The organism is Serratia plymuthica NBRC 102599, from assembly GCF_001590925.1.
Taxonomy (GTDB): domain Bacteria; phylum Pseudomonadota; class Gammaproteobacteria; order Enterobacterales; family Enterobacteriaceae; genus Serratia; species Serratia plymuthica.
Genome location: NZ_BCTU01000014.1, coordinates 93,370 through 106,074, shown reverse-complemented (window position 1 = coordinate 106,074; position 12,705 = coordinate 93,370). Strand labels below are relative to the sequence as shown.

12 protein-coding genes and 1 riboswitch are annotated in these 12,705 nt (G+C 55.1%); of the genes, 8 read left to right on the top strand and 4 right to left on the bottom strand.

Features of this window, described 5'->3' with window-relative positions; genetic code table 11:
- Window positions 1-115: 115 nt before the first annotated feature.
- A riboswitch (M-box (ykoK) riboswitch) is annotated at window positions 116-289 on the top strand.
- 72 nt (window positions 290-361) lie between these two features.
- The 4 genes from SPL01S_RS10865 (at window position 362) to SPL01S_RS10855 (ending at window position 3,316) form a co-directional block, all read left to right on the top strand.
- Window positions 362-1,384: a magnesium transporter gene (locus SPL01S_RS10865; RefSeq protein WP_062870943.1), complete on the top strand. Its 1,023-nt coding sequence runs from the start codon at window positions 362-364 to the stop codon at window positions 1,382-1,384.
- A 144-nt stretch (window positions 1,385-1,528) separates the two neighbouring features.
- Window positions 1,529-1,621 (top strand): protein MgtS, encoded by a 93-nt coding sequence (gene mgtS, locus SPL01S_RS25225; protein ID WP_013813036.1) that lies wholly within the window; start codon window positions 1,529-1,531, stop codon window positions 1,619-1,621.
- A gap of 112 nt (window positions 1,622-1,733) precedes the next feature.
- Entirely contained in the window at window positions 1,734-1,913 is a 180-nt protein-coding gene (locus SPL01S_RS25835; protein ID WP_006325553.1) for a hypothetical protein, read from the top strand.
- A gap of 26 nt (window positions 1,914-1,939) precedes the next feature.
- Entirely contained in the window at window positions 1,940-3,316 is a 1,377-nt protein-coding gene (locus SPL01S_RS10855) for a cation diffusion facilitator family transporter (RefSeq protein ID WP_063199632.1), read from the top strand.
- Between the two features lie 41 nt (window positions 3,317-3,357).
- Here SPL01S_RS10855 and SPL01S_RS10850 read toward each other — a convergent pair whose 3' ends face one another.
- Window positions 3,358-4,584, bottom strand: a complete 1,227-nt coding sequence (locus SPL01S_RS10850; RefSeq protein WP_063199628.1) for a M24 family metallopeptidase — start codon at window positions 4,582-4,584, stop codon at window positions 3,358-3,360.
- A gap of 267 nt (window positions 4,585-4,851) precedes the next feature.
- Between SPL01S_RS10850 and SPL01S_RS10845 the strand changes: the two genes are divergently transcribed.
- Window positions 4,852-5,664, top strand: a complete 813-nt coding sequence (locus tag SPL01S_RS10845; protein ID WP_063199625.1) for an AraC family transcriptional regulator — start codon at window positions 4,852-4,854, stop codon at window positions 5,662-5,664.
- Between the two features lie 80 nt (window positions 5,665-5,744).
- Window positions 5,745-6,107, top strand: coding sequence for a cupin domain-containing protein (locus SPL01S_RS10840; protein WP_063199622.1), 363 nt, complete (start codon window positions 5,745-5,747; stop codon window positions 6,105-6,107).
- A 68-nt stretch (window positions 6,108-6,175) separates the two neighbouring features.
- Here SPL01S_RS10840 and SPL01S_RS10835 read toward each other — a convergent pair whose 3' ends face one another.
- Complete coding sequence (locus tag SPL01S_RS10835) at window positions 6,176-7,903, bottom strand: ABC-F family ATP-binding cassette domain-containing protein (protein WP_063199617.1); 1,728 nt, start codon at window positions 7,901-7,903, stop codon at window positions 6,176-6,178.
- A 509-nt stretch (window positions 7,904-8,412) separates the two neighbouring features.
- On the opposite strand from SPL01S_RS10835, the gene SPL01S_RS10830 reads away from it, so the two are divergent.
- Window positions 8,413-10,836 carry a DUF3772 domain-containing protein gene (locus SPL01S_RS10830; protein WP_081113153.1) on the top strand — a complete coding sequence of 808 codons (2,424 nt, stop codon included), beginning with the start codon at window positions 8,413-8,415 and terminating at the stop codon, window positions 10,834-10,836.
- 56 nt (window positions 10,837-10,892) lie between these two features.
- Here the strand turns inward: SPL01S_RS10830 and SPL01S_RS25470 are convergent, their stop codons facing one another.
- Entirely contained in the window at window positions 10,893-11,066 is a 174-nt protein-coding gene (locus SPL01S_RS25470) for a hypothetical protein (RefSeq protein ID WP_169800857.1), read from the bottom strand.
- Between the two features lie 347 nt (window positions 11,067-11,413).
- Between SPL01S_RS25470 and SPL01S_RS10825 the strand changes: the two genes are divergently transcribed.
- Entirely contained in the window at window positions 11,414-11,683 is a 270-nt protein-coding gene (locus tag SPL01S_RS10825) for a PTS sugar transporter subunit IIB (RefSeq protein ID WP_063199612.1), read from the top strand.
- On the opposite strand, the gene SPL01S_RS10820 is transcribed toward SPL01S_RS10825, so the two are convergent.
- A complete protein-coding gene (locus SPL01S_RS10820; protein WP_006318272.1) occupies window positions 11,684-12,619 on the bottom strand; it encodes a LysR family transcriptional regulator in 936 nt (311 codons plus the stop codon). It abuts the gene before it with no gap.
- Between the last annotated feature and the right edge of the window lie 86 nt (window positions 12,620-12,705).

Below are 12,705 nucleotides of genomic sequence, written 5' to 3'. Positions count from 1 at the left end.
CCTTTTTATTATCTTTACGGTTAAAATGGTTTTTTCTAAATGTTTCATAAACGGCAAGCCAGATTTACGCCCACCGCAAAAAAACCGCGGCTATAATGCCTCCCGTAGTTTATATGCAGTATCTCGTTTGGCGAGGCTCCTATACAAACACAGGTTACTGATCTGACGACATCGAGAGATGCCCAAGGTTAAGACAGGCTTTATCGGATTAAGGTTTAGCCCAAGGTAACTTCTGATAAATAAATCAGATACGTTGTATAGTGCTAAAACCTGGACGCGGAGATAGGCTGTCTGCACTCCCTCTGTGGTTAACGCCCCTATGCGATTCGCTGTTGAAGTTTAAACAGAAATAGGGACTAACATGATGAAGTCACATCAAAATTACTCATCTCCGGCGCTGGCCAATGCTGAAGTGCTGGATGAGTCCTCGGTAGCAAACTATATGAACGCCGATTTTATTACCGTTCCCGGTAATATGACGGTCAATAAAGCCAAAGAATACTTTCTTTCACAACTTAAAACGGATGAAATTCCGACTCAGCTGTTTGTCACCGCCAACGATTATCAATTGCGGGGTACGCTGTCGGTTAAAAAACTGTTGCAGTGCGAGGAGGATGATAAAGCCGTTGGGGTAATGATTAACCACAGCTATTTCCAGGTATCGCCCGACGACGATCGTAATGACGTCGCCCATTTATTGGGCAAGGGCGGGCTGGACGTAGTGCCGGTGGTGGTGAATAAAACCTTGGTCGGGGTGTTGGGGGAAAAAGAAATCGCCCGGCTGATTGAGGATGAAAACACCGAGGATGCACAACGACAGGGTGCCAGCCTGCCGCTGGACAAGCCCTATCTGGAAACCAGCCCTTGGGCGTTATGGCGCAAACGCTCGGTTTGGTTGCTGATGCTGTTCGTCGCCGAAGCTTACACCGGCAACGTACTGAAGGCGTTTGAAGACCAACTGGAGGCGGCGATCGCCCTGGCGTTCTTCATCCCGCTGCTGATTGGCACCGGCGGTAACAGCGGTACGCAGATCACTTCCACACTGGTACGCGCCATGGCGCTTGGCGAAGTCAGCCTGCGCAACCTGGGCTCGGTGATCCGCAAAGAGGTATCCACCTCGCTGCTGATAGCCGCCACTATCGGCGTCGCCGCCTGGGTTCGCGCGTGGATCATGGGGGTGGGAATGGACGTGACGATGGTCGTTAGCCTGTCGCTGGTAGCGATCACCGTCTGGAGCGCGATTGTGTCCTCGATTATCCCTATGTTGCTGAAAAAATTTGGGATAGATCCGGCGGTGGTGTCCGCACCCTTTATCGCCACCTTTATAGATGGCACTGGCCTGATTATCTATTTCAAAATTGCCCAGCACATTCTGCATATTTAAACCGAAAATCCGCTTCGTGTCGCTGCCGGAGCGGACATTTTATCTCACCCAATAAGGAGGCGCGTTAATAGCAATGAATAATCTTTTAACCCACTTTTTAATTAAAGAGGTTTTTATCGATAACCGTTAACTGAGGAAATAATAATGGGAAACATGACAATTTTTGTAGGATTCCTGAGCATCATCAGCTCACTGGGCCTGTTAGCCGCCTATATGAGCACCAAATGGGATGATTAATGAACGTTGAAGAACCGCCGGAATGCATCCTCCCCGAAGTGTTTTATTTACGACGGGGAGGATACCGATAAAACTCTGACCGCCGCATGCGGTTTTAACGAGTGAAACGATAATGATTATTTTTATTCTTGGTTTGCTTTATGCCATTTTAATGATCTCTGTGGGTGTTAATGAGATTTATTTTTATTCAACCGGAAAATCAGAATTCCTGTCTAGTTTAATGCTGACATTCTCGGGTAGTATGCTGCTGGTTGCTTTTGTCTGGCAATTGTCTGCAAAAATTAAAAAATAAATTCCAATGCGAATGTGAGCCGTACTATGCAAAATGAAAAACAGTCCGTGGCCAGAAACTCGATGATAGCCAGTGGGTTATTGGCGACCGGTAAATTTGCTGCGGGTATTTTTACCGGCAGTATTGGCCTTATTTCCGAAGGGATACACTCTTTCACCGATTTTGTCGCCACCAGCATTACCTGGCTGGCGGTGCGTATCAGCGACAAACCGGCCGATGAGGACCACCATTTTGGTCACGGCAAAGTCGAAAATTTGGCGGCGTTGTTTGAAGTGCTGCTGCTGTTGGGCGCTGCGGGCTGGATTGTTTACGAGGCCGGCACCAGCCTGCTGGGGCAGGCGCATGAGATTATCGCCGCGCCGGTGGTGATTGCCGTGCTGTTGATCTCGATTGTGGTCGACTATTTCCGCGTCAAGGCGCTGAATCGAGTGGCGAAAGCCACCGACAGCGCGGCGTTGGAAGCCGACGCGCTGCACTTCTTCTCCGATATGTTGTCCTCCGCCGTGGTGCTGCTGGGGATGGTATTCGTGTTGCTGGGGTTCACCCGCGCAGATGCGATTGCGGCGTTGATCGTAGCCGGTTTTATCGTGGTCGCTGCCTTGAAGTTAGGCAAACGTTCGTTCGATTCGCTGATGGACACCGCGCCTGCCGGTGCCAAAGAGGAGATCAGCACGTTGCTGGACAGTTTTCCGGCGATATTGGCGACCGAGAATATCCGCATTCGCAACGCCGGTGCGGCCCTGTTTATCGAGGTGACCGTCGCCGTCTGCCGCACCTTGCCACTGGAGCGCATCAACGCGCTGAAACAGTCCATCGCCGAGCGGTTGGAGCGGCAGTATGCCCACGCCGAAGCCACGGTGATTGCCAACCCGCAAACCCGCAGCGATGAAGACATGGCGACCCGCATCCGGGTGATTGCCGCCAACCACGGTGCGGTGGTGCAAAATGTGGCGTTGCAGCAGTTGCCGGAACGCATGTCGATCAGCATGGATCTGGCGGTGCCGGCCAGCGCCAGCGTGGCGCAGGCGCATGATATCGCCAGCGAGATTGAAAACCTTTTGCGCCAGGCTATCGGCGAAGACACCGAAATCGAAACTCACCTTGAACCGCAGATGCCTCATTGGATCGCCAGTGAGGACGTAGAGCCGGATGAACTGGCTAATATCCGCCAGATCTTGCGAATTGCGGTGGAAAAGGGGGAAATGGTGCAGGACGTACATAACATCCGGGCGCGGAAAACGGCAGATGGCATTATCGTCAATTTTCATTGCCGGGTATCGCCGGCCGCGTCCATTGTGGCGGCTCACGACGCGGTGGACCACATAGAACGCCAACTGCGGGCACTGTACCCCACCATTTCGCGGGCAGTGGGGCACGTGGAACCGATCAAACCCGCTTTGTGAGCCTGCATGCGGCGACCGTGGGTGGCCGCCATGAAAGGGGTTCAGGATGCTAGATCGAAAGGATCATCCAGGGATTTTGCCGGCGGGGTAAACCAGTGTGCTCCGCCTTCAGTAACGTAAAAATGATCCTCAAGGCGGATACCGAACTCGCCAGGTAGACATAGCATGGGTTCGATGCTGGCACACATGCCAACATCGAGCTGTTCCTGCCGTTTGCGGACCAGATACGGTGCTTCATGAATGTCCAGCCCGATACCGTGTCCGGTGCGATGCGGCAAGCCAGGCAACTGATAATCCGGTCCGAAGCCATAAGAGGCCAGGACTTGGCGTGCCGCGTCATCCACTTTATGACAGGGCACGCCAGGCGCGATAACAGAAAATGCCGCAGCCTGTGCCTCATGCTCGGCTTGCCAGGCGAAACGTTGTCGCGCGCTGGGTTCGCCGTACACATAAGTACGGGTGATATCAGACAAATATCCCTTATATCGGCAACCGGTATCCAGTAGCACGATATCGTTGTCCCGCAGAGGCTTGGGTTCTTTCACGCCATGTGGAAACGCGCTGTCGGATCCGAAGAGTGCAATACAGAAGTAAGAGCCGGTGGTGCCCATTTTGCGGTGGGCTTTATCAACGAAATTGATGAGTTCGCTGGCGGTGATACCTGGGTGCAAAATGCTGGCTGCCGCCTGCTGTACTCTCAAGGTAATGTTATTAGCAGTCTGCATCAGTGCGATTTCCGTCGGTGATTTACGGCTGCGGCAGTGACCGGTGACGGCTTGTGCGCCGATCAGTTCAATATCGCCGGCGTACTGCTGCAGGCCGAGGAACAGCGTTACCGAAGCCGTTTCGCAAATCGCCACCTTGCGCGGCCTGCCCGCACCCGTCAGCCCGCGAGATGCCAGCAAGGTGAAAAACAGCTGGTAGGGGTCTTCCTCCTCATGCCAGCTAAATATTTCGGCTTCGATGACTTGCGCATCTTTGAAGGTACCTATTTCAAACCAGGGCGCAATATAAGCGATTTCACCTTCGGCCGGGATCACTGCACCCACCATACGTTCGCTGGGCGACCAAGAGGTACCGGTAAAATAAAGTAGATTGTTGCCGGCATTGATATAGCAGGCATCAATGTCGTTTTCGCGCATCAGACGCTGTGCGTGCTGAATGCGTTGTCGATACTCGCCGCTGGCGATTGCAGGCGGATTGTCCGTTAACGGTTGCAACTGTTCCAAGGCCTGTTGTGGCGTACAGCCGCCAATACCAGTAGCCATGTTTTTCTCCTCGCGGAATGTTCAATATCAGGGCCAATATCCCAGCGTGCTTAGTCCCATGATAAATAAAATGCGGCGACAATACTTGGCTCCAATAGACAGGAAAGATAGCGATTACGGCACAATGCTTTTCCCCAACGCCGTCAATGCCGATATTTCGATTGTCGTTGTCTTAAATGGTCATTTTTAACGGGGACCACTAGCCAACGCGAGCTTTAACGATTATCAATAGAGTCTCGTTGTCTCGACAGACGCAGGTACCTCCCCATGTCACGAAATAAAGACCTGCAAGACTGGGTTAAACCGGCCCGGTCCCCCATGCAAATTGAGCGTATCGAAGCCTTTTTCGGTGGCCACGGTTATGAGCTCCATCGCCACGACACCTACGCCATTGGCCGCACGTTGTCCGGTGTGCAAAGTTTCAACTATCGTGGCGGCAGGCGCCATAGCCTGCCCGGCGGCACCCTGGTATTGCATCCGGATGAGGTCCATGACGGAGAGGCGGGTACGGAGGAGGGATTTCAATACCGCATGGTTTATATCGAGCCTGCATTAATCCAAAAGATACTCGGCGGCAAGCCGTTGCCCTTTATTCCGGGCGGTCTTTCCGATGACCCAAGACTCTTTGCTGCGGCTCAACCCCTGCTCAGGGCTATGGAGGATCCGTTTGAAACGCTTGAGGAAGAGGATGCACTTTATGACCTGGCGCAAACCCTTGCCGCTGCCGGGGGGCAACGTTATCAGCGGCGGGCGTTTGACTACCAGGCGGCTGAAAGGGCAAGGGAATATATCCATTCCTGTTTCGATAAAAATATTACCCTGGATGAGCTTTCTTTGGTCAGCGGCCGAGATCGCTGGAGCCTGAGCCGGGATTTTCGGGCGCTGTTTGGCACCAGCCCCTACCGCTACGTCACTATGCGTCGTCTTGAACATTGCAGACGGCGGATGTTGGCGGGCCATAATCTGGCAGATATTTCAATCGATGTGGGATTTGCGGATCAAAGCCACATGACGCGCCAATTTGTCAGCAATTTTGGCGTTTCTCCTGGCCGCTGGCTGAAGTTTATCAACGGAGGTTAATCGCGAAGTTGCACAATCATTCAAGATTGCCGCCCGCCGGGTCAACTATGCTGGGCTCCTGTTAACCAAGGAGCCTGAAAATGTATCAACCTATTAATTTCGCTCATAAACTCTCTCTGTTTTCTGAACAATGGCAGCCGAAAGTCATTGCCGAGATGAATGACTACCAGTTTAAAGTGGTCAGAATTCACGGTGACTTCGTCTGGCATACGCATGCCGAAACCGATGAAACCCTTATCGTGTTGGCTGGCGTTTTGCGCATTGATTTTCGCGATGGTCATGTGCTGGTCAATACGGGTGAGATGTATGTGGTCCCGCGCGGCATTGAACACAAAACCTCTGCCGAGATCGAAACCCAACTGATGCTTATCGAACCTCGCGGCGTGTTGAACACCGGTGATGAGCGGGGAGAACGTACTGCGGTCAACGATGTCTGGATTTGATCAAGCTCGCCCGGCAAATCTGCACCGGGGGTAATAGAAAGGCCGCCAAAACAGGCGGCCTGTGAAGGTCAGTCCAGCTTCAGCCGAACGGTGATTTCAGCAATTTCATTGCGCCATTGCTGTTGCAACGCCGGTTTCTGGTGCCTGGTTTTACGCGCCAAATCCTCCTGCAGTTTAGCCTCGAGTTCGAACAAGCAGGCCAGCAGCCGCTCTTCGTCATGGTGTAACCCCTCGCTGTCGCCGGAGGCGGTTTGTCTGGCCGCTTGTGGCTCGGCGCCGGGCTCTTCCGCCAGCCGGGTATAGACCGGTTCCAGATCCTGCCACTCTTCCAACCGTTGATGGTCAATCAGCCAGAAGCGGTTACAGCTGTTTTCTATCAACATCCGGTCGTGAGTGACCAGCATCACCGCGCCTGCAAACTCGCGCAGGGTTTCCGCCAGCTCCTCCTTGCCTTCCATGTCCAGATGGTTGGTCGGCTCGTCGAGCAGCAACAGCGAATGGTTGGCCAGCGTCAGGCCGACAAACAGCAGGCGCGAACGCTCGCCGCCGCTCAGGGTGCTGATCCGCTGCTGATGGCGCAGGTAAGGGAAACCGGCGCCAATCAGCGCCATTTTGCGCTGCTCTTCGGTCAGCGGAGCGAAGTGCGTCAACGCCTCGTTCAACGTATCGCCATCCTGCAACTGCTGAAGGCTCTGATCGTAATACCCGATACGCACCCTGGGGTGGAATACCACCTCACCGGAAACGACGCTTTGGTATTCCCGCCACAGATGCCGCAACAGCGAGGATTTGCCGCAGCCGTTACGGCCAACGATGGCGATGCGATCGCCGCTTTTCACCCGCAGGTGCGCCAGGCGAAACAGCACCGGCGCATCGGCTGCCGGGCGTACATCCAGCTCTGGCAGAGCCAACAGGCGATCGGCGTCCAGGGCTTCACCCCGCAGCCGGAGCCGCCATTGGGTAGCGGCCGTCAGCTGGGTTTGATCTTCTTTCAGACGGTCGACCCGTTTTTCCATCTGTTTGGCCTTGCGGGCCAGATCCTCGTTGTCGTACACCCGTCCCCAAATCGCCAGCCGCTGGGCGCTTTTTTCCACCCGTTCGATCTCCTTTTGCTCCGCATGGCGGCGATGCGCATCTGCCGCGTCCTTCTCCACCAGCGCCTGACGCGCCGCAGAGCAGGGCAAGCGGAAGAACTGCAAGGTTTTGTCGCGCAGGATCCAGGTACAGTTGGTCACCTTATCCAGCAGGTAGCGGTCGTGGGAAACCAGCACGAAGCTGCCCGACCAGTTTTGCAGGAACCGCTCCAGCCACAACAGCGTCGGCAGATCCAGATGGTTGCTGGGTTCATCCAGCAACAGCAGGTCCGGCCGGCGGATCAGCGCGCGCGCCAGCAGCAGGCGGGTATGCTGGCCGCCGCTCAGGGTGCCGGCGGTCAGTGTCCAGGAGGACGCGGCAAACCCCAGGCTGGTCAGCAGGACTTCCGCCTGCCAACTTTCGCTGACGCGCAGATTTTCCGGCAGGCGCGCCAGGACCGCCTCCAGCAGAGTGCAGCCGTGCAGTTCGGGGGGAAGATGTTGTTCCACTCGCGCCATCAGGCATTGGTGAGAGAGGGTAACGCTGCCGGTACTGGCGGGCAGAGCGCCGCCGAGGATTTTAAGCAGGGTGCTTTTGCCGCAGCCGTTGTGGCCGATTAAACCGATGCGATCGCCTTTTTTCAGGCTGAAGGAAACCTCAGCCAGCAGTGGGCCGAACGCGTTGTCGTAACCGACGGATTGTGCAGATAATAATGTGCTCATTGCTTACTCAAGAGTTACAGGCATGCAAATGCCTATCGTCAAACATCGCTGACGACAACCCGGTAAGCCGGAGGGAAGGGACTCAATTTTTAGTAAGCTTCGCTCAAGCCTGGGTTATCGCAGCACGATACCGGTAATGCTTGAGCAGCGGCAATTACTATAGAAGTGTGAGTAAAAAAACAATTCACACATCGGCATAGTAATCCTCCTTTTATAATGTTGGTTAATAGGTGAGCTGAGTATAGGGGTATTCTTCAGGATGCGCCACTGCCCAATAACTCAGGTTATCAGTAGGCTAACGACCAAAAGCGGCCAGATTTCCGGTCGTGCCGTTCGCGGCGATGCAGCAGTAGGAATAATCTTGCTGAATGGGAATAATACTGATATTTAAGCTGAGATTAAGCAGCTATCATAATCCCAGTTTATTCTTAACCAAACGGGCCGGTAAATAGTCAATACCGGCCCGTTTGTTTCGTCTGTTTATCATGCCATTGCCGAGCACTGAATTTATGTTAAAACCCCGTCAGATCCTTCTTTTTCTGTTCCTGCTGTTTGGGTTGCAGTTGACGCCGTTGACCAGCGTCGCCGCAGAGGATGACCCTGTTGCCATCAGCGCGCCGGATGCCGCCGCCGCGCTGAAAAACTACCAAAAGCAGTTGGACAGCATCAAACAGCAGGTCTCCAAGGCCAGCACAGATAACCAGCTCAGTAAGCTGAGGCAGACCACCGACGAGCTGGCTGCGGGTCTGGAAAAACTGGCAACCGATCTGCAACCGGCGCAGGAAAAGCTGCAGGGGCAGTTGGACGTCCTGGGACCGCAACCCGCCGCCGGTTCGATGCCTGAAACCGCTGCCGTGGTACAACAGCGCAACGCGTTGAACAACAGCAAGAAGCAGCTGGATGATGCGGTAAAACGCGCGCAGGAGATGAGAACCGGCGTGCTCGATCTGGGGCAGCAAATCGGCGATATGCGTCGTGTGGCATTCAAAACCCAGTTGGCGCTAAATACCGGCAGCGTGTTGGGCGCCAAGTTCTGGTCGCCGATCGCGGAACCTACGGCCGATGACGCACAGCGGCTGGATCAGTTCCATGTCGCCATGAAAGAGGCGTGGGATGCCAGTTGGCAGGAGGAGTGGCGCTACGGCACCCTTGGCCTGCTGTTATTGGCGGTCGTTATCTGGTCATGGGGGCGTTATTTATCCGAGCGTTTCCTGGCCTGGGTGAGCATTCGTTATCTGCCGGACGGGCGTTTGCGCCGCAGTTTTATGGCGATGGCGATCGTCAGCGTCACGGTCATCACCACCGGCATCGCGCTGAATCTGCTGTATCTCACCTTTACCCGCGTGCAGCCGCTGCCGGCCATGCTGGAGGATTTCGCCGAGGGGTTTAATCGGCTGGGGATCTTCTGCGCGCTGATCGCCGGACTGGGCCGCGCCACGCTTTCGCTTAACCGCCCGTCATGGCGTTTGGCCTCGCTGGACGACGCCGTCGCCTCCGGCCTGCGTTTCTTCTCGCCGTTGCTGGCGGGGTTGGCGCTGGCGTTCGGCACCGTTGAACAGATCAATAACGTGGTGAGCGCCAGCCTGGCCGCGACCATTTTCGGCAATGGCCTGGTGGCCGGGTTGATCGGCATGGTGCTGCTGGCGATGCCGCTGCGCGCCCAACGCATCCGCCGCAATCTGGAACAGCAGGGCGAACACGTCGAGAAACGCTCCACCATCAGCGGGTTGCTGCACATGGGCACGTTGGTGGGCTCGCTGGTCATCCTGCTCTCGCTGCTGATTGGCTATATCGCTTTCGCCCGTTTCCTGACCTATCAGGTGATCTGGATCGCTCTGGTGCTGATGGCGTTCTATTTCCTGCTGCTGTTTGCCGTCGATCTGTGCGGCGCGATTTTCTCGCCGCAAACCGCCAGCGGCAAAATGCTCAAGAAATCCTTTAACTTCAAGGACCGTCACCTGGAGCAGATGGCGATTATTCTTACCGCCGTCGCCAAATGTTCTTTGCTGTTACTGATGATTGTCGCGCTGTTTAACGGCACCTTCGGCACCACCACGCCTAACTCGCTGTTGGACAAGATTATCGCCATTCTGAGTGGCGAAGGGTTGAAGAGCTTGAACATCGTGCCCGGCAACCTGATCAACGCGGTGATATGCCTGGCCATCGGCATCTATATCATGCGGGTGACCCAGCGTTGGCTGAGCCATGAACTGCTGCCGAAAACCATTTCAGATATTGGCATCCGTGCATCCTTGGTCACGCTGTTCAGCAACGTGGGCTATGTGCTGCTGATCCTGATTACCCTGGCGGCGCTGGGCATCCAGTGGAGTAACCTGGCGTGGATTGTCAGTGCGTTGTCGGTCGGTATCGGTTTTGGCTTGCAGGAGATCGTGAAGAACTTTATTTCCGGCATGATCCTGCTGACGGAACGGCCGGTGAAAGTCGGCGATATGATCGGCATCGGCGGCGTAGAGGGTGACGTGCGCCGGATTAACATCCGCGCCACCGAAATCCAACTCAGCGATCGTTCGACGATGATCGTGCCCAACTCGCAGCTGATCTCGCAGAACGTACGTAACGCCACCATGGGCAACGCCCAGGGCGTGGTGACCATTGCGTTGACCTTCCCGACGGATATCGATCCTGAGCAGGTGCGCAATATTCTGCTGAGCGCCTATCAGGATTATGACGCGATTCAGGAAACGCCGGCGCCTTATGTCCGTTTCAGCCAGCTCGGCCCTGAAGGCATCATCCTCAGCGTAACCGGCTACGTTGCCAGCCCGCGCATGGTCGGCGCCACCAAAAGCGAATTGCTGTTTAATATTCTTAAACTGCTGCGCGCGCAGCGGGTCAATATGTCCAGCCCGCAGGAAGTGGTGTTTATGAAACAGCAGGCGAAGAATCTGGCCAACGAAGAAGAGCAGTCTTCTTAACCTTTGCCGGAGGGCGGCGGGCCGGCGCGTTTCTCGGTGGCCCGCCAGTCCGCCGATTAGTGCATCGCCGGCACTACCGATTGCGAACAGCCGCTGTTGGCACTGGCGGATGAGTTGTTGCAGGTCTGCGGATCATTATGTACCGGCGGTGGCGGCACGTCCTGTGGGCCGCCTCTGCCAATACAACCGGAAAGGACAAAAATCAACAGCGCAGGGATTATCGCTTTCATTTCACTCTCCTCGAGCAATCTCACTGCCGTGCATTACCGCGGATAGCCTTTTTGATCGTCGTGTCGGGGCTTCAGACCTTGGCGCCGGTCATTATGTACAGCAGCATGCAAACGATCAGTAATGATATAACGATAGCCCAGATTAATCGGTTCATCTGCGGTCCCTGGTTATTCTGTGAACTCAGGGCCTACCATAGCGCTGCCGGTGGCGCAGGGATATCAATGATTGCCGTTTTTTTGTCCGCCATAGATTCACTCTATATCCTTCCGGCCGAAATCAATTTCACTTTGCCCGGCGACCGGCCCTATGCTGCAGCGGCATGTGGCAAACTCTCTCAGGAGGCAAAATGGAAAAGCATGAGCTGGCGGCATCGGTGTTGGCGGCATTCGGCGGGGCGGAGAATCTGATCAAACTGCGATACTGCGCCAGCCGCATCAGGGCGGAACTGCGCGATGGCAGCCGCTTGGATCGGCCGGGGATGGAGGCTCTGGATGGGGTTAAGGCGTTGCTGGAGGTGGAAACGTCGCGCCATACCCCCGAGTTTCAACTGGTGGTGGGGCCAGGCAACGCCCGGCCCTTGTATCAGGCGTTGATCGCAGTGACCGGCGAGAAATAACTACAGCAACAGAGGGCGGATCTGCTCCAGATGTTGATGCATTAACGCCTGCATCTGCACCACGTGGGGCGCATCCGCCTTTTCGCGCATCAGGTAAATGCCCACCGTGCAACGCAGGCTTTCCTGCGTCGTTTTCAGCGGTACAATGCCGTAGTCGGCGAAATAACCCGCCATGCAGGTGGGATAAGCCAGCATCACCGCGTCAGAATCGTTGATCATGTCCACTGCCGACATCATCGAGTTAGTCGAGCAAATCACCCGTTCCGCCAAATGCAGCCGGTTACGCGCCATTTTCTTCGGCTGCATGTCTTCCACCATATGTTGATAGCGGCTTTCATCCGGCGTCAGTTCCACGCAAGGGTAATCCAATAATTCGTCCGGCCCAACCTGCCGGCCTGCCAGTGGATGCCCGCTGCGGACGAACATGCTGTCGGTGGTGCTGAACAGCGGCAAAAAACTGATGCCGGCCTTGGGGTTCAACCCCTGAATTTCATGACCGATAAACATATCGATATCCCCGCCCAGCAGCAGATCCATCAGGCGCAGGTGGTTACCCAGATCGATATGAATATTCACCGTAGAGTGCAGGCTGCGGTAGGCATTAAAGCTGTCGCGCACGAACATATACCACCAGGCGTGGCCGGTGCCCATGCGCAGGCTCTGTTCCTGGCGTGCCTTGATGAACGCCAGTTTGATCAGCGTGTTGTCATAAATGCGCTGCATCATCTGCGCCTGTTCCAGCAGCAGATCGCCGTATTCGGTGGTGTTAACCCCGGTTGAGGTGCGCTCCAGCAGTTGCACCCCCAGGTTCTCTTCCAGTTTCTTCATGTTGTGGGTCAGCGTCGGTTGGCTCAGGCAAAGCTTGTTTGCTGCATGACTCACATTTTTGAACATCGCTACTTCGATAAACTGCCGCAGAATTTTGTCCACGATCATGTTTTCCGCTATTGGTATAGAAAGTTTCTATATCTTAGCGGTGAAAAACGATTTCCGCCAATAGCCCGCCTTCGATAGTTTGCTCC

What these genes read in the sequence shown, in the direction of transcription:
- SPL01S_RS10845 (WP_063199625.1), top strand. Translation starts at nt 4,852, where the DNA reads ATGTCACGAAATAAAGACCTGCAAGACTGGGTTAAACCGGCCCGGTCC.
- SPL01S_RS10855 (WP_063199632.1), top strand. Translation starts at nt 1,940, where the DNA reads ATGCAAAATGAAAAACAGTCCGTGGCCAGAAACTCGATGATAGCCAGT.
- SPL01S_RS25835 (WP_006325553.1), top strand. Translation starts at nt 1,734, where the DNA reads ATGATTATTTTTATTCTTGGTTTGCTTTATGCCATTTTAATGATCTCT.
- SPL01S_RS10825 (WP_063199612.1), top strand. Translation starts at nt 11,414, where the DNA reads ATGGAAAAGCATGAGCTGGCGGCATCGGTGTTGGCGGCATTCGGCGGG.
- SPL01S_RS10850 (WP_063199628.1), bottom strand. Translation starts at nt 4,584, where the DNA reads ATGGCTACTGGTATTGGCGGCTGTACGCCACAACAGGCCTTGGAACAG.
- SPL01S_RS10835 (WP_063199617.1), bottom strand. Translation starts at nt 7,903, where the DNA reads ATGAGCACATTATTATCTGCACAATCCGTCGGTTACGACAACGCGTTC.
- SPL01S_RS25470 (WP_169800857.1), bottom strand. Translation starts at nt 11,066, where the DNA reads ATGAAAGCGATAATCCCTGCGCTGTTGATTTTTGTCCTTTCCGGTTGT.
- SPL01S_RS10865 (WP_062870943.1), top strand. Translation starts at nt 362, where the DNA reads ATGATGAAGTCACATCAAAATTACTCATCTCCGGCGCTGGCCAATGCT.
- SPL01S_RS10830 (WP_081113153.1), top strand. Translation starts at nt 8,413, where the DNA reads ATGTTAAAACCCCGTCAGATCCTTCTTTTTCTGTTCCTGCTGTTTGGG.
- SPL01S_RS10840 (WP_063199622.1), top strand. Translation starts at nt 5,745, where the DNA reads ATGTATCAACCTATTAATTTCGCTCATAAACTCTCTCTGTTTTCTGAA.
- mgtS (WP_013813036.1), top strand. Translation starts at nt 1,529, where the DNA reads ATGGGAAACATGACAATTTTTGTAGGATTCCTGAGCATCATCAGCTCA.
- SPL01S_RS10820 (WP_006318272.1), bottom strand. Translation starts at nt 12,619, where the DNA reads ATGATCGTGGACAAAATTCTGCGGCAGTTTATCGAAGTAGCGATGTTC.